Raw genomic sequence first — 15,440 nt, forward strand, 5'->3', positions numbered from 1 at the left:
CGGTGGGCATTGAGATTGGGATGCCCATGATTCCTCTGACACCGAACGACCTGCCGGTCGGCCAGCCCTTGCCCTGGTCGCTGCTGGACGGGCAGGGCAACCTGCTGCTCGGCAGCGGCAAGGTACTCGCCGACGGCCGCGACGTTGCGCTGGTCTTTCGCCACGGCTCGGTATGCCGGCCCGATCCGCTGCCCGTCTCGCTGCCGGCCGACGACGCCGCGCCGGCGGACGCGGTGCCCGCGCACGCGTCGGGCCCACTCGGGCTGCAGGTCGGCACGCTGCTGCAGATCAAGGCGCCCGACGATGGCGGCCGCGCCGCGGCGAGCCGGCTGATCGGCTTTATCGACCAGGGGCTGTTCGTCAGCTGGCCGCAGTTCGGCGGCAAGGATGCCACCTTCCAGGCGGGCGAGGAGGTGCTGCTGCGCGGCTTTACCGGGCGCTCGATCTACAGCTTCCACTGCACGGTGACCGCGGTGTGCCGCAGCCCGTTCCGCTATCTGGTGCTGTCCGTTCCGACCGAGGTACAGCAGGTGCCGGTGCGCAGCAGTCCGCGCGTGCAGACCCGGCTGGCGGCACAGCTGATGCATCAGGACGGCGACACGGCGAGCCCGCCGCGGCTGGCGGTGCTGTCGGATCTGAGCGCCGGCGGCGCGCTGGTGCAGACCGCCGCGCCGCTGCCCGCGCCCGGCACGCGCCTGCAGCTGCGGTTCGTGCTGCGGACGGTGGGCACCGACAGCGAGATCACGGTCGACGCGTGGGCGCGCAATCCCGCGCGCGACGACGGCGACGCCGAGTTTCCGGCGTTCGGTGTGGCGTTCGACCTGCTGGGGGAAAGGGAGGCCGCGCTATTGCACTGCTATATCTACGAGCAGCTGCTGGCGGCGGCGAGGATGCCGGTGTAGGGAGGAATGGATCCTCTCCCATCGCGTGGGAGAGGGCTGGGGAGAGGGCCCGGCGCTCGCGGGATGGCGGCGTTCGCGATTGCGGAGGGTGTTTGCCCTCTCCCCCGACCCCTCTCCCACCGTGTGGGAGAGGGGGGAACGACAGCCGCGGAAGGCTGCTTACATCCCCACGTAGTTCGGACCGCCGCCGCCTTCCGGCGTCACCCAGACGATGTTCTGGGTCGGGTCCTTGATATCGCAGGTCTTGCAGTGGACGCAGTTTTGGGCGTTGATCTGCAGGCGCTGCCCGCCGCGTTCCTCGTCGGCGACGAACTCGTACACGCCCGCCGGGCAATAGCGGCTTTCGGGGCCAGCGTACTTGTCCAGGTTGATCTGCACCGGCACGCTCGCATCCTTCAGCGTCAGGTGAGCGGGCTGGTTTTCCTCATGGTTGGTGTTGCTGATGAACACCGAGCTGAGGCGATCGAAGGTCAGCTTGCCGTCCGGCTTCGGATAGACGATCTGCTGGCATTCGGCGGCCGGCTTCAGGTAGACGTGGTCCGGCTTCTCGCGGTGCAGCGTCCACGGCGGGTTGCGGATGCCGAGCTTGGGCAGCAGCCATTGCTCGATGCCGGTCATCAGCGTGGCGGTGGTGCGACCCTTCTTGAACCACTGCTTGAAGTTCTTCGCCTGCAGCAGCTCCTTGTACAGCCAGCTGTTCTCGAACGCGGCGGGATAGGCGGTCAGCTCGTCGTGCTGGCGGCCGGCCTGCAGCGCCTCGAAGGCGGCCTCGGCGGCCAGCATGCCGGTCTTGATCGCGGCGTGGCTGCCCTTGATGCGCGAGGCGTTCAGATAGCCCGCGTCGCAGCCCACCAGCGCGCCCCCCGGGAAGATCGTCTTGGGCAGCGACAGCAGGCCGCCCGCCGTGATCGCGCGCGCGCCGTAGCCGATCCGCTTGCCGCCCTCGAAGTACTGGCGGATCTCCGGATGGGTCTTGAAGCGCTGGAATTCCTCGAACGGCGACAGCCACGGGTTGGTGTAGTCCAGGCCCACGACGAAGCCCACCGCGACCTTGTTGTCCTCCATGTGATAGAGGAAGGAGCCGCCGTAGGTCGCCGGGTCCAGCGGCCAGCCCGCGGTATGGACCACCAGGCCGGGCTTGTGCTTGGCCGGGTCGATCTCCCACAGCTCCTTCAGGCCGATGCCGTAGCTCTGCGGGTCCTTGCCGGCGTCGAGGCGGAAACGTTCGATCAGCTGCTTGCCCAGATGGCCGCGCGAGCCTTCGGCGAAGATCGTGTACTTCGCGTGCAGCTCCATGCCGAGCTGGAAGTTGTCGGTGGGCTCGCCATCCTTGCCGATGCCGAGGTTGCCGGTGGCCACGCCCTTGACCGAGCCGTCCTCGTTGTACAGCACCTCGGCGGCCGGGAAGCCCGGGAAGATCTCCACGCCCAGCGCCTCGGCCTGCTGGCCGAGCCAGCGCACGAAGTTCGACAGGCTGACGATGTAGTTGCCTTCGTTATGGAAGCACTCGGGCAGCAGCGCCGGCGGCGTGCCGCGCGAGCCGGTCTCGTTCAGGAACAGGAACTGGTCCTCGGTGACCGGCTGGTTCAGCGGCGCGCCCAGTTCCTTCCAGTTCGGCAGCAGTTCGTTCAGCGCGCGCGGGTCCATGATCGCGCCCGACAGGATGTGGGCGCCGGGCTCCGAGCCCTTCTCCAGCACGCAGACATTGACTTCGCTGCCATTGTCCTGCGCCAGCTGTTTCAGGCGGATGGCCGTCGCCAGGCCGGCGGGACCGCCGCCGACGATGACGACATCGTATTCCATGGATTCGCGGGGGCCGAACTGCTCCACGAGCTGCTGCTGGTCCATTGTCTCTAACCCTCTTTTGTTGCTGCGTACTTGTGTATGGGGAAGCGGTGATCCGGGATGGCCTGTGTCGCCGGAACCGGGCGACGGCAAGGTCGGCAAGGATGGCATGGGGCCGGCAGGCGGGGGACGGAATGCTGCGGATTGACGCGTGGTCCGGCTGCTTGTGATCGGCTCTTCTGCTGGATCGCGATGGATCGGCGCGCGGTGTTTCGCTCGCACGCTGTCGCCTCGCTGTTTCCTTTTTGTGCCCGAGTTCTTAGAATCTCCGGCATTGTCCGGGACTCGACACCCACAGGCAAGCAATTTTTTGGAACGATCGTTCGTTTTTTAATATACTGCCTCCGTTTTCCCACGCAACGGGGCAGCCATCGAACGCGCATGACGGCGCCAGCCGCGGCGCGTTCCACTGCAGAGGTCCATATGGGTTTGTCGATCAATCTCGAAGGGAAGGTCGCGATGGTGACCGGTGCGTCGAGCGGACTGGGCATGCGCTTCGCGCAGGTCCTGTCGGCCGCCGGCGCCAAGGTGGTGCTGGCCTCGCGCCGCGCCGAACGGCTCAAGGAGCTGCGCGCGGCGATCGAAGCCGACGGCGGCAGCGCGCATGTGGTGCGGCTCGACGTGACCGACCCCGACAGCATTCGCGCCGCGGTGGCGCATGCCGAGACCGAGGCGGGGGCGATCGACATCGTCGTCAACAACTCGGGCGTGTCGACCACGCAGCGGCTGACCGATGTCACCGCCGAGGACTTCGACTTCGTCTTCGACACCAATACCCGCGGCGCCTTCTTCGTGGCGCAGGAAGTGGCCAAGCGGATGATCGCGCGGTCCAAGGGCGCCGAGCGCAACGGCACGCCGCTGCCGCAGTCGCGCATCATCAATATCGCCTCGGTGGCGGGGCTGAAGGTGCTGTCGCAGATCGGCGTCTACTGCATGAGCAAGGCCGCGGTGGTCCACATGACCAAGGCGATGGCGCTCGAGTGGGCCCGCTACGGCATCAACGTCAACGCGATCTGCCCGGGCTATATCGACACCGACATCAACCACCATCACTGGGACACCGATGCCGGCCAGAAGCTGATCCAGCTGCTGCCGCGCAAGCGGCTCGGCAAGCCGGAAGACCTCGACGGCCTGTTGCTGCTGCTGGCTTCGGACCAGTCGCAGTTCATCAACGGTGCCGTGATCACCGCCGACGACGGTATGGTATAAAGCCAGCCGCGCGCGCCGCCGATATCGAATCATCACGATCCGGCGAGCGTGCCCGACGGCGTTCGCCTGTGCCCGACTCCCGCCAGAAGCGGGGCGGGCCTTCCAGCCCGGGGCTTATCCGGTCCCCTCGGGCGCCACGGCCGACGCCTGGCCACCTGCATGCCGCTGCCGATCCCCTAGGGTATTGGAGGTGTCCGCCCATCGCCAGTGTGGGCATAATTCGCTGGTGCCGATTCCATAAGCCTTTAATTAGCTGCGCCCGATCGCTGCGACCATGCCCCGTGCGTGAGGGAACGCCAGCGACAGCGTCGGCGACGACAAGGCATTCACAAAAGTACGCCGCCAAGGCGTCATGCAGCAGCTGCCGCGGTCCTGCAGGCCCGGCAGACCGGACCGGAGGCCGGGGAGATGGAGCAGCAAGAGCAGGCACGGCGCGACGCCGCGCCACAGCACGCGGTCGATTCGGCCTTGATCACCGAACCCGTGGACCAGGCAGCGGATGCCGAATTCCGCATCAGCCCCCGCATCGAAGACTGGATCGGCATCGTCGTGATGATGCTGCTGGTGATCATCACGTTCGCCAACGTCGCGGTGCGCTATCTGACCGATGAGTCGTTCGCCTGGACCGAGGAATTCTCGGTCTTCCTGATGATCGTGCTGGCGCTGGTCGGCGGCAGCGCCGCGGTCGCGCGCGACCGGCATATCCGCATCGAATTCTTCTTCGAGCGCGGCAGCGAGGCACGCCAGCGCCGGCTGGCGGTGGTGTCGGCGGTCGCCGTCGCCATCATGTTCGTCGCGCTGGCGGTGCTCGGCGCGCGTATCACCTGGGACGAATACACCTACGGCGAGACCTCGCCGGGCATCGGCGTGCCCAGCTGGTGGTACTCGGTCTGGCTGCCGCTGCTGTCGGCCTGCATCGCGCTGCGTGCGCTGGCGCTGGCCGGCCGCAACCTGCGGGCGCTGAAGGCCCTGCATGCGCAGCGCGTGCAGGACGGCGGGGAGCGCCAGCCATGACGCTGATCGCCATCGTGCTGTTTGCCGTCTTCATCGTGCTGATGCTGCTCGGCGTGCCGATCGGCGTCGCGCTCGGCCTCGGCGGCCTGGCGGCGATCGGGCTGTCCAATCTCGACACGCAGATGTTCGGCCTGCTGGCGGTGCCGCAGAACTTCTACGCGGGCCTGGCCAAGTACCCGTTGCTGGCGATCCCGATGTTCGTGCTGGTCGGCTCGATCTTCGACCGCTCCGGCGTCGCGCAGCGGCTGGTCACGCTGGCGATCGCCGTGGTCGGACGCGGGCCCGGCATGCTGCCGCTGGTGGCGATCCTGGTGGCGATGTTCCTCGGCGGGATTTCCGGCTCGGGGCCGGCCAACGCCGCCGCGGTCGGCGGCGCGATGATCGCCGCTATGTCGCGCGCCGGCTATCCGGGCTCGTTCAGCGCCGCCGTGGTCGGCGCCGCCGCGGCCACCGACATCCTGATTCCGCCGTCGGTCGCCTTCATCGTCTACAGCGTGCTGGTGCCCGGTGCCTCGGTGCCGGCGCTGTTTGCCGCCGGCATGATTCCCGGCGTGCTGGCCGGCATCGCGCTGATCGTGCCGGCGGTCTGGCTGGCGCGCAAGCACAGGATGGGCGCGGCCGAGGCCTCGCTGCCGCGGCCGCCGTTCTGGCGAAGCCTGCGCGAGGCGGCCTGGGGACTGTTCGCGCCGGTGCTGATCCTGGGCGGCATGCGCGCGGGCTGGTTCACGCCCACCGAGGCCGCGGTTGTCGCGGTGGTCTACGGCCTGTTCGTCGGCATGGTGGTCTACCGCTCGATCGGCCTGCGCGACCTGTACGTGATCTTCCGCGAGGCCGCCGAGACCTCGTCGGTGATCCTGCTGGTGGTGGCGCTGGCCGGCATCTTCGCCTACGCGCTGTCGACGCTGGGCGTGATCGATCCCCTGGCGCATGCCATCGCCAATTCCGGTGTCGGCGAATACGGCGTGCTGGCGCTGATCGTGCTGCTGCTGATCACGGTCGGCATGTTCCTTGACGGCATCTCGATCTTCCTGATCTTCGTGCCGCTGCTGCTGCCGATCGCCAATGCCTTCCAGTGGGATCCGGTGTGGTTCGGCGTGGTGCTGACGCTCAAGGTCGCGCTCGGCCAGTTCACGCCGCCGCTGGCGGTGAACCTGATGGTATCTTGCCGGATCGCCCGGGTGCGCATGGAAGAGACCGTGCCGTGGGTGGTGTGGATGCTGCTGGCGATGTTCGGCGCGATGCTGCTGGTGCTGGCGTTCCCGCCACTGGCGACATGGCTGCCGGCGAAGCTCGGTTATTGAGTAGCGAGGTTCGCTGCCGCCCCCGTATTTCTGCTTGATCTTCGGTCCATTCAGTCCAAATAACGATTCCCGAGAGGAGAACTGACTCATGAAACGCCGTGTCCTGATGCTGTCGATGGCCGCCACCATCGCCGCCGCCGCGCTCGCGCCCGCCGGTGCGATGGCGCAGACCTACAAGTCCGAATACAAGATGTCGCTGGTGCTCGGCCCGGCCTTTCCCTGGGGCAAGGGCGGCGAGATCTGGGCCGACCTGGTCCGCCAGCGCACCAACGGCCGCATCAATATCAAGCTCTATCCGGGCACCTCGCTGGTGGCCGGCGACCAGACCCGCGAATTCTCGGCGATCCGCCAGGGCGTGATCGACATGGCGATCGGCTCGACCATCAACTGGTCGCCGCAGGTGCGCGAGCTGAACCTGTTCTCGCTGCCGTTCCTGATGCCCGACTACAAGGCGCTCGACGCGCTGACGCAGGGCGAGGTCGGCAAGCAGCTGTTCGCCACGCTGGAGAAGGCCGGCGTGGTGCCGCTGGCCTGGGGCGAGAACGGCTTCCGCGAGGTGTCGAACTCCAAGCGCGAGATCCGCAAGCCCGAGGACCTGAAGGGCCTGAAGCTGCGGGTCGTCGGCTCGCCGCTGTATATCGACACGTTCAATGCGCTGGGTGCCAATCCGACCCAGATGAGCTGGGCCGACGCGCAGCCGGCGATGGCCTCGGGCGCGGTGGATGGCCAGGAGAACCCGCAGTCGGTGTTTGCCGCCGCCAAGCTGTACACGGTCGGCCAGAAGTTCGTGACGACCTGGGGCTATGTCGCCGATCCGCTGATCTTCGTGGTCAACAAGCAGATCTGGGAAAGCTGGACGCCGGCCGATCGCGAGATCGTGCGGCAGGCGGCGATCGATGCCGGCAAGCAGGAAGTGGCGCTGGCCCGCAAGGGCCTGGCCGAGCCGGGCGCGCCGGCGTGGAAGGAGATGGAGGCCCACGGCGTCAAGGTCACGCACCTGAGCCCCGCCGAGCATGACGCCTTCCGCAAGGCGACCGCCAAGGTCTACGACAAGTGGAAGAAGCAGATCGGCGCCGACCTGGTCGGCAAGGCCGAGGCGGCCATCGCCAAGCGCTGATGCGGGCGTGAACCGTTCCCGCGCCCCGCGCGCGGGAACGGCCGGCTGCCGTGGGCGACGCGGCAACCCTGATCCACATTCCCGATCCACAATCCCGAACCACACGGCAACCCCGAACCACACGCGATGAAACACGTCTTCACGCTGCGCATGCCGATCCGCTGGGGCGACATGGACGCGATGGGCCACGTCAACAACACCGTCTATTTCCGCTACCTGGAGCAGGCGCGCATCTCGTGGTTCGAATCGCTGGGCTGCAACGGCCGCGACGAGAACGGGCAGGGGCCGGTGATCGTCAACGCCCATATGAATTTCCGCCGCCAGCTGCGCTATCCGGGCGAGATCGAATGCCGCGTCTTCGCCGGCGAACTGGGCCGCAGCAGCTTCGAGACGCGCACGGAAATCCGCCGCTGCGATGACGACGACACCAACGCCGACACCGTGTTCGCCGATGGCGGCGCCAAGGTGGTCTGGTGCGACTACGAGGCGGAGAAATCGGTGCCGCTGCCGGCGGCGATCCGGACGCTGCTGGAGAGCTGAGGGACCCGGCTACGGGGTCGGTTTTCTCCCATCCCGCTTGTCGGAGAGGGGAGCAACCTCAATGATTGACCAGCCGCTGCACCAGGTCCACCGCCGTATGCGCGCCGTATTTCTTCATCAGGCGCGCCCGGTAGATGTCGACGGTGCGCGGGCTGATCGATAGCGACTTGCCGATCTGCTTGCTGGTCTTGCCCTCGACCAGCTGGGCCGCGATATCGCGCTCGCGCGCCGTCAGCTGCGCGGTCACCGGGCGCTTCTGCGACAGGTCCTCGAAGCTCCAGATGCCGGCCCCCAGCGGCTGCTGCCGGTCCAGCGCGCGGCCGGTGACGTGGCACCAGAACAATTCCCCGTTGGCCCGCTTCATGATCCGTTCGTCGGAATAGAGCCCGCGCGCGTTCATGATCGGCACGATGCGCGCGCCGGTACGCTCGAACTCGTCGGCGGTCGGGTACAGTACCTGGAACGACTGGCCGATCAGCGCCTCCCGCGTCGTGCCGAAGATGCGGCAGACCTCGTCGTTGCAATCCTCGATCCTGCGCTCGCGCGAGAGCACGAGGCCGACCGGCGCCAGCTGGAAGGCGGTCTGATAGTCGATGGCAGGCATTGTCCTTATGTATTTCTACGTACTGGCGTCCGCCGCGGGGCTTGCGTATCCTTTGGAGCGCTGTCGACGGCCGGCGCGCGGGTCCCGCCCGGCGCGGCCGTAGCGATTGTAACGTTACCCGCGAGCGGCGTCGCCGCCTCGTCCGGGAACATCATCGAGGAAGGAGAGACGATATGAACAAGGTCTACGCCAGCGCCGCCGAGGCGCTTGCCGGCGTGGTCCGCGATGGACAGACCATCGCGGTCGGCGGCTTCGGCCTGTGCGGCATCCCGGAAGCCCTGATCGCAGCGTTGCGCGACAGCGGCGCGAAAGGGCTGACCTGCATCTCGAACAATGCCGGCGTCGACGGCTTCGGCCTGGGCCTGCTGCTGGCCACGCGGCAGATCCGCAAGATGATCTCGTCCTATGTCGGCGAGAACAAGGAATTCGAACGCCAGTACCTGGCCGGCGAACTCGAACTCGAATTCACGCCGCAGGGCACGCTGGCCGAGAAGTTGCGCGCCGGCGGCGCCGGCATCCCGGCCTTCTTCACCAAAACCGGCGTCGGCACCATCGTGGCCGAGGGCAAGGAGATCCGCGAATTCGACGGCGAGCAATACGTGATGGAGCGCTCCCTGACCGCCGACGTCGCGCTGGTCAAGGCCTTCAAGGCAGACAAGGCCGGCAACCTGATCTACCGCCGCACCGCGCGCAACTTCAACCCGATGTGCGCGATGGCGGGCAAGGTCACCGTCGCCGAGGTCGAGCAGATCGTCGAGATCGGCGAGCTCGATCCGGACGAGATCCACACCCCGGGCATCTTCGTGCAGCGCCTCGTGCTGAACGCCCATCCCGAGAAACGCATCGAGCAGCGCACCGTGCGTGCCGCGGCCTGACGATCAAGGAGACAGATCATGGCATGGACACGTGATGAAATGGCGGCGCGCGCCGCGCGCGAGCTGCAGGACGGCTTCTATGTGAACCTGGGCATCGGCCTGCCGACGCTGGTGGCCAACCATGTGCCGCCGGGCGTCGAGGTCTGGCTGCAGTCGGAGAACGGACTGCTGGGCATCGGTCCGTTCCCGACCGAGGAAGAGGTCGACGCGGACATGATCAATGCCGGCAAGCAAACCGTGACCACGCTGCCGGGCTCGTCGATCTTCTCGTCGGCGGACTCGTTCGCGATGATCCGCGGCGGCCATATCAACCTGGCCATCCTCGGCGCGATGCAGGTCAGCCAGAAGGGCGACCTCGCCAACTGGATGATCCCGGGCAAGATGGTCAAGGGCATGGGCGGCGCGATGGACCTGGTGGCCGGCGTCGGCCGCGTGGTGGTGCTGATGGAACATACCGCCAAGAAGAAGGACGGCAGCGAGGACCTGAAGATCCTGGAGGCCTGCACGCTGCCGCTGACCGGCGTGGGCGTGGTCGATCGGATCATCACCGACCTGGGCGTGATGGACGTCACGCCCGAAGGGCTGAAGTTGGTCGAGACCGCACCGGGCGTCAGCCGCGAGGAAATCCAGAGCAAGACCGGCGTGCCGCTGCTGTAAGGGCTCGGTCCACGCGACCGCGTCGGCGCGACCGGCGTCAGCCGGGCAGCAAGCCCCGCCTCGTATCGAGGCGGGGCTTTTTGTTTTCGGGTCGCCCGTGAGGGCATGCCATCGGGGGCGGCGCGCGGACGCCATGGCGCTGCCGCCGAAAGCGAAAGGATTCTTGGGGACCAAAAGCGCGGGGAGGCGATCCGGACCACAGTGCGGCCGTGCCGCGTGCCGGCACGCCCAACGACTCCCGACTCCCGGCTCTCGGCTCTCGGCTCCCGGCTCCCGGCTCGCGACTCCCGACTCCCGGTCCCGACTCCCACTCCCGACTCCCGGTCCCTGCCATCATGCCCCTGCAATCTTCCTCTGCCATTTCGCCCGCTGCTCCGGCAGCGCCCGGCGCCGATACCCGGACGGGTGCCGCGCATGCCGATCCATCCGTATCGGGCATGCTGCCGATCCCCACCCAGCCCGCGTCCGCTTCTCCATCTGCCGCCGCGCCCGACGCCACGGCATCCATCCGCCTGTTGCCCGGCGATTCCCTGATGCATATCGTGGGCCTTCTCGATGCGCCGTCGCGGCGCGCGCTTGCCGGCGCGGACCGGCACATGCGCGCCTTGCTGGCGCCACTGCGCCGGTTCGACCGCCTGTATGCCACGATCCGCTGGACCCATTCGAGCGAGCGGCTCGCCGGGCTGCTTGGCAGCCTCGCCGGCGAACCGGCGCGGCAACGCGGCATCCTGCTGCGCGGCGTGGTCGAGCGGATTCCGCGCTTCAGGAGCGTTTCGCGGTTGCTGTCGGTGCAACTGATCGATCAGATCGCGCGGTTGCCCGCCGCCGAGAAAGCCGGGCCGCTGGTCGCGCTGGCCGCGCAGCTCCCCCGCGATCCGGAACTGGAGCGACGCATGCTGGCGCTGGCCGAACAATTGCCATCAAGCATGCGTGGCCTGGTGCTGGGACAGTGTCTGAAGTCCTTCTGCCCGGCAACGCCCGCGGGCTTCGAGCAATGGATGGCGACGGCCGATGCCTTGCCGCCCCAGGGCGCGAGCCGCCTGTTGGAGGCGCTCGTTCATGTCGCCGCGCGGCATGGGCAACTGAGCGAAGGGTTGGCGCTAGCCGTGATCGAGCGGGTCCGCGCGCTGCGCACCAGCGACGGCATGCCGGCACCCTGCCAGGCATGGGTACTGAACAAGCTGGTCGATGAACTGAATCTGGTGGTGGAGGCGGGGAGCGGGGCGAAGTCCCGTCTGGTGGTTTGGGATGCCATGCTCGAGACCGCTCGGGCCGCGCTCCAAGGCGGGCACTGGCCCCTGCTCGTGGCCGTGGTGCTGCACCGCTGGCTGCGCGGCGGGAACGTGCCATCGGCCGACCGGTCCCGCCGCATGGCGCAGCTGACAGCGCTCTATGCGGGGTTCAGGGCGGAGAAGCTGTTGGCAGCGGCAGCCGGGCAGGCGGGCCCGGTCATGCACCCGATGTGGTCGGTCCGGCAGGCGATGTCGATCGACCGATGCTTCGCCGAAGCCGCCGAACTGGACGCCGCGACCCAGGCGGCGCTATTCACCGAGTACTCCCATCTGTTCGTCACCATGCCAGGCGTCGAGCCCGACGATGACATCGAGCGCGATCGCTTCCTGCTGGGGCTGCAGCACATCGATGCGTTGAAGCCGGCGTCCTTGCGCGTCGGGCCGCTGACGAAGTGGGGGGAAGCGCTGCAGCTTTCGGAGGATGCGGCGCTGTGGATGCGCTTCACGGAAGCTGCCCATGCGCTGCCCGTCGAGTACCGCGCGACCGTGCTGATGCAAACGATATCGGCATCTCACTCGCGGACAGGGTTTTGGGTCCTGCTGGAGCAGACCGCGGTGCTGCCGCCCGCGCTCGGTGGGCCGCTGCTGGGCGGGCTTGCCTTCAGGGTGATGGGGGAAGACGCAGACGAGCAGCAGAGGCGGGCACAGGTGCTGATCGCGCTCGCATCGAAATGGCCGCCTCTCGCCTGCACGGATTTCGTGGTGAACGCGATGTCCACCGCGGGGTTTCTGAAGGGGGACGCCAGCCGGATGCTGCGGCAGTTCGCGACGGACATCGTGCAGCGCCTGCCGCTGGCGCGGCGCGCAGGGGTCCTGGCGGTGGTTGCCACGCATCGCAGCCCCGAGGCGAAGGGCTGGGTCCTCGAGCAGTTGCCCGCGCTGGCCGATGACCAGCAGCGCTTTGCGGTTCCCGGCGAGCCGTTGCAGCCCTATCGCGCCGAGATCGTGCGCAGAATGATTCTCGCGCTGGGCGTGGGCGACATACCGACGGAAACCTAGTTCCGCGCGCTGTGGCCATCGTTACGCGAGGCATTGGACGGATTGGAGGCGGAGGCGCGCGGCTCGGCCGTCGCCGCTTTGGGCAGCCTGCTGACAGCACTGCCAACCGCGTTGCGCGACGACGTGGAGCAAGCCCTGGCGACCCACCGTGCAGGGGACCGGCCGGCGCAGCCGCCATTGCCCGCCGGGGCGCCAGGCAGCTGAGCCGCGTGCTTGTCCAGGCGGTCTAGTGCTGCGCCGCCGGGCGAGCGGGATAACGCGCGAACACCGACGCGCCGCCGTCGGCGCGCACCAGCAGCACCGAGTAGGGATCGACCCGCGGTCCCTGCTCCATGCCCGGCGAGCCGATCGGCATGCCGGGCACCGCGAGGCCGACCGCCTTGGGGCGGGCCGCCAGCAGCTTGCGGATCTGCTCGGCGGGCACATGGCCTTCTATCGCATAACCCTCGACCACGCCGGTGTGGCAGGAGCCGAAACGCTCCGGCATGCCGAGCCGGGCGCGGTGCACGCCGGTGTCCTCGACGTCGTGCACCTTGACCGCGAAGCCATGCTCGCGCAGATGCGCGACCCAGCCGTCGCAGCAACCGCACAGCGGGCTCTTGTAGACCTCGATCGAGGTTTTTGCCGCTGCCGCCTTTGTGGTCGGCGCGGCGGGGGCGGGGGCGGCGGCCCGGGCCAGCGGTGCCAGGCCGGCAGACAGGGCGGCGCCGCCGATCAGGCCTTTCAGAACGTCTCTTCGCTTCATCGCTTGTCCGTAGGGCGCGCCATCACTGCGCGACCCAGCCTCCATCCATGTTCCAGATCGCGCCGCGCACCTGGCGCGCGGCATCGCTTGCCAGGAAGACCGCCAGCGCGCCCAGCTCGTCGGGCGTGACGAACTGCCCCGAGGGCTGTTTCTCCAGCACCAGCTCGCGCTTGGCCTGCTCGACGGGAATGCCCTCGCGCTCGGCGCGGGCCTCCACCTGCTTCTGCACCAGCGGCGTCAGCACCCAGCCCGGGCAGATCGCATTGGCCGTGACGCCGGTCTGCGCGGTTTCCAGCGCGGTGACCTTGGTCAGCCCGACGATGCCGTGCTTGGCGGCGACATAGGCCGATTTCTGCGCCGAGGCGACCAGGCCGTGGGTCGAGGCGACGTTGATCACGCGGCCCCAGTCCTTGCGCTTCATGCCGGGCAGCGCCAGCCGCGTGGTGTGGAAGGCCGAGGTCAGGTTGATGGCGATGATCGCGTCCCAGCGCTCGATGGGGAAGTCCTCGATATTGGCCACATGCTGGATGCCGGCGTTGTTGACGAGGATGTCGACGCCGCCGAACTCGCTGTCGGCATAGCGCATCATGTCCTCGATCTCGTCGGCCTTGCTCATGTCGGCGCCGTGATAGCCGACGCGGATGCCGCTGCCGGCCTGCTCGATCTGGCGCCTGGCGCCGTCGGCGTCGCCGAAACCGTTGACGATCAGATGCGCGCCCTGCGCGGCCAGCGCCTGGGCGATGCCCAGACCGATTCCGCTGGTCGAACCGGTCACCAGCGCCGTCTTGCCCTTCAGCATATGAGCCTCCGTGGAGAAATGGGGTGCAATGCGCCGTGCCGCCGCGGCACGGTCGTCGTTGCTGTCGCATTGTAGCGCTGGCGTACAATCGGGCTTTGCCCAGCCGGCGCCGCTGCCGCGGCGTCATGCGCGACGCTCATGTGTCGCGGTTTTCGTCGTGCGCCATTGCCGCGCCTTATTCGCGTTCCTCGCGCAGGGAGTCAAGATGTCAGCCAGTCCGCGCCTCGGCTTCGTGCAGTGCATCAGCCCCGCTGGCCTGCACCGCATGGCGTACCACGAGTGGGGCGACCCCACCAATCCGCGCGTGCTGATGTGCGTGCACGGCCTGACCCGCACCGGCCGCGATTTCGACGAGATCGCGCGCGCGTTCAGCGGCGAATACCGCGTGGTCTGCCCGGATGTGGCCGGCCGCGGCCGCTCCGACTGGCTCGCCGATCCGCGCCGCTACATCGTGCCGCAGTACGTGTCCGACATGGTGACGCTGATTGCGCGGCTGAACGTCGAGCAGGTGGACTGGTTCGGCACGTCGATGGGCGGACTGATCGGCATGGGCCTGGCCGCGCTGCCGAAGAGCCCGGTGCGCAAGCTGCTGCTCAACGACGTCGGTCCGCGCATCGCCGCCTCGGCGCTGGAGCGGATCGGCTCCTACCTGGGGCTGCCGGTCCGGTTCAAGACCTTCGAGGAAGGCCTGGCGTACCTGCAGACCATCAGCGCCTCGTTCGGCCGCCATACGCCGGAGCAGTGGCGCGAATTGAACGGCGCGATCCTGAAGCCGGTGCAGGGCGCCGAGGGCCTGGAATGGGGCCTGCACTACGATCCGGCGCTGGCGGTGCCGTTCCGCGAGACCACGCCCGAGATGGCCACCGCCGGGGAGGCCGCGATGTGGCGCATGTTCGAGTCGATCGCGGTGCCGGTGCTGGTGGTGCGCGGCGCGCAGTCCGACCTGCTGACGCGCGAGACCGTCGCCGAGATGGTGGCGCGCGGCAAGCAGGTGCGCTCGGTCGAAGTGCCGGACGTGGGCCATGCGCCGACCTTCGTCGATCCGGCGCAGATCGCGATCGCGCGCGAATTCTTTGTCGGCACGGCCGGGGCCTGAGCCCCGCGCCGCGCCAATAACCCAGAGCAGCGCAGGCTGCATCCATACAACGAACGATGAGCACGACCGCATTGAAACGCGCCCATGTGGGCAAACGTCTTTCCGAATATGCCGTCTACAACGGCGTGGTCTATCTGGCCGGCCAGGTGCCCGAGGTCGATCCGGAGGCCGATATCCGCGGCCAGACCCGCGAGGTGCTCGGCCATATCGACCGGCTGCTGGCCGAGGCGGGCAGCGACAAGACGCGCATCCTGTCGTGCCAGATCTTCCTGACCGATATCGCCGATATCGGCGCGATGAACGAGGTCTGGGACGAATGGGTGCCGCAGGGCAATACGCCGCCGCGCGCGACGGTCGAAGCGAAGCTGGCCAATCCGAAGTACCGGATCGAGGTGGTGGTCACCGCGGCGCTCAGTTGAGCGCCGCGCGGCAAGGCGTATTGATT

At 68.1% G+C, this 15,440-nt stretch carries 15 protein-coding genes; 11 read left to right on the plus strand and 4 right to left on the minus strand.

The window, feature by feature from the left end:
• The first annotated feature begins 26 nt into the window (after positions 1–26).
• Positions 27–902 carry a flagellar brake protein gene (locus tag KZ686_RS09505; protein WP_150082188.1) on the plus strand — a complete coding sequence of 292 codons (876 nt, stop codon included), beginning with the start codon at positions 27–29 and terminating at the stop codon, positions 900–902.
• Positions 903–1,061: 159 nt separating this feature from the next.
• Here KZ686_RS09505 and KZ686_RS09510 read toward each other — a convergent pair whose 3' ends face one another.
• A complete protein-coding gene (locus KZ686_RS09510; RefSeq protein ID WP_149319244.1) occupies positions 1,062–2,750 on the minus strand; it encodes an electron transfer flavoprotein-ubiquinone oxidoreductase in 1,689 nt (562 codons plus the stop codon).
• A 420-nt stretch (positions 2,751–3,170) separates the two neighbouring features.
• On the opposite strand from KZ686_RS09510, the gene KZ686_RS09515 reads away from it, so the two are divergent.
• From KZ686_RS09515 to KZ686_RS09535, 5 genes are all read left to right on the plus strand, one after another.
• Positions 3,171–3,956: an SDR family oxidoreductase gene (locus tag KZ686_RS09515; protein WP_006578585.1), complete on the plus strand. Its 786-nt coding sequence runs from the start codon at positions 3,171–3,173 to the stop codon at positions 3,954–3,956.
• Positions 3,957–4,364: 408 nt separating this feature from the next.
• Complete coding sequence (locus tag KZ686_RS09520; RefSeq protein ID WP_149319242.1) at positions 4,365–4,970, plus strand: TRAP transporter small permease; 606 nt, start codon at positions 4,365–4,367, stop codon at positions 4,968–4,970.
• Complete coding sequence (locus KZ686_RS09525; RefSeq protein ID WP_265632300.1) at positions 4,967–6,271, plus strand: TRAP transporter large permease; 1,305 nt, start codon at positions 4,967–4,969, stop codon at positions 6,269–6,271. Before KZ686_RS09520 ends, KZ686_RS09525 begins: the two co-directional genes overlap by 4 nt.
• Before the next feature lie 88 nt (positions 6,272–6,359).
• The gene (locus tag KZ686_RS09530) at positions 6,360–7,388 is read left to right on the plus strand and encodes a DctP family TRAP transporter solute-binding subunit (RefSeq protein WP_149319241.1); all 1,029 of its coding nucleotides are present in this window, start codon (positions 6,360–6,362) and stop codon (positions 7,386–7,388) included.
• A 126-nt stretch (positions 7,389–7,514) separates the two neighbouring features.
• Complete coding sequence (locus KZ686_RS09535; RefSeq protein ID WP_149319240.1) at positions 7,515–7,928, plus strand: acyl-CoA thioesterase; 414 nt, start codon at positions 7,515–7,517, stop codon at positions 7,926–7,928.
• A 58-nt stretch (positions 7,929–7,986) separates the two neighbouring features.
• On the opposite strand, the gene KZ686_RS09540 is transcribed toward KZ686_RS09535, so the two are convergent.
• Positions 7,987–8,532 carry a PAS and helix-turn-helix domain-containing protein gene (locus KZ686_RS09540; protein ID WP_006575476.1) on the minus strand — a complete coding sequence of 182 codons (546 nt, stop codon included), beginning with the start codon at positions 8,530–8,532 and terminating at the stop codon, positions 7,987–7,989.
• 173 nt (positions 8,533–8,705) lie between these two features.
• Between KZ686_RS09540 and KZ686_RS09545 the strand changes: the two genes are divergently transcribed.
• From KZ686_RS09545 to KZ686_RS09555, 3 genes are all read left to right on the plus strand, one after another.
• The gene (locus KZ686_RS09545; protein WP_226109066.1) at positions 8,706–9,407 is read left to right on the plus strand and encodes a CoA transferase subunit A; all 702 of its coding nucleotides are present in this window, start codon (positions 8,706–8,708) and stop codon (positions 9,405–9,407) included.
• An 18-nt stretch (positions 9,408–9,425) separates the two neighbouring features.
• On the plus strand, positions 9,426–10,064 hold the full coding sequence (locus KZ686_RS09550; protein ID WP_149319238.1) for a CoA transferase subunit B: 639 nt from the start codon (positions 9,426–9,428) through the stop codon (positions 10,062–10,064).
• A gap of 335 nt (positions 10,065–10,399) precedes the next feature.
• Positions 10,400–12,355 carry a hypothetical protein gene (locus KZ686_RS09555; RefSeq protein WP_265632301.1) on the plus strand — a complete coding sequence of 652 codons (1,956 nt, stop codon included), beginning with the start codon at positions 10,400–10,402 and terminating at the stop codon, positions 12,353–12,355.
• A gap of 226 nt (positions 12,356–12,581) precedes the next feature.
• Here KZ686_RS09555 and KZ686_RS09560 read toward each other — a convergent pair whose 3' ends face one another.
• Both KZ686_RS09560 and KZ686_RS09565 read right to left on the minus strand, forming a co-directional pair.
• A complete protein-coding gene (locus tag KZ686_RS09560) occupies positions 12,582–13,100 on the minus strand; it encodes a DUF411 domain-containing protein (protein ID WP_265632302.1) in 519 nt (172 codons plus the stop codon).
• Positions 13,101–13,122: 22 nt separating this feature from the next.
• Positions 13,123–13,899, minus strand: coding sequence for a 3-hydroxybutyrate dehydrogenase (locus tag KZ686_RS09565; protein WP_149319234.1), 777 nt, complete (start codon positions 13,897–13,899; stop codon positions 13,123–13,125).
• 205 nt (positions 13,900–14,104) lie between these two features.
• Here KZ686_RS09565 and KZ686_RS09570 point away from each other — a divergent pair, with 205 nt between their 5' ends.
• Entirely contained in the window at positions 14,105–14,995 is an 891-nt protein-coding gene (locus KZ686_RS09570; protein ID WP_150082172.1) for an alpha/beta fold hydrolase, read from the plus strand.
• 56 nt (positions 14,996–15,051) lie between these two features.
• On the plus strand, positions 15,052–15,414 hold the full coding sequence (locus tag KZ686_RS09575) for a RidA family protein (RefSeq protein WP_149319232.1): 363 nt from the start codon (positions 15,052–15,054) through the stop codon (positions 15,412–15,414).
• The last annotated feature ends 26 nt before the right edge of the window (positions 15,415–15,440 follow it).

Source organism: Cupriavidus cauae, from assembly GCF_026210475.1.
GTDB classification, from domain to species: Bacteria; Pseudomonadota; Gammaproteobacteria; order Burkholderiales; family Burkholderiaceae; genus Cupriavidus; species Cupriavidus cauae.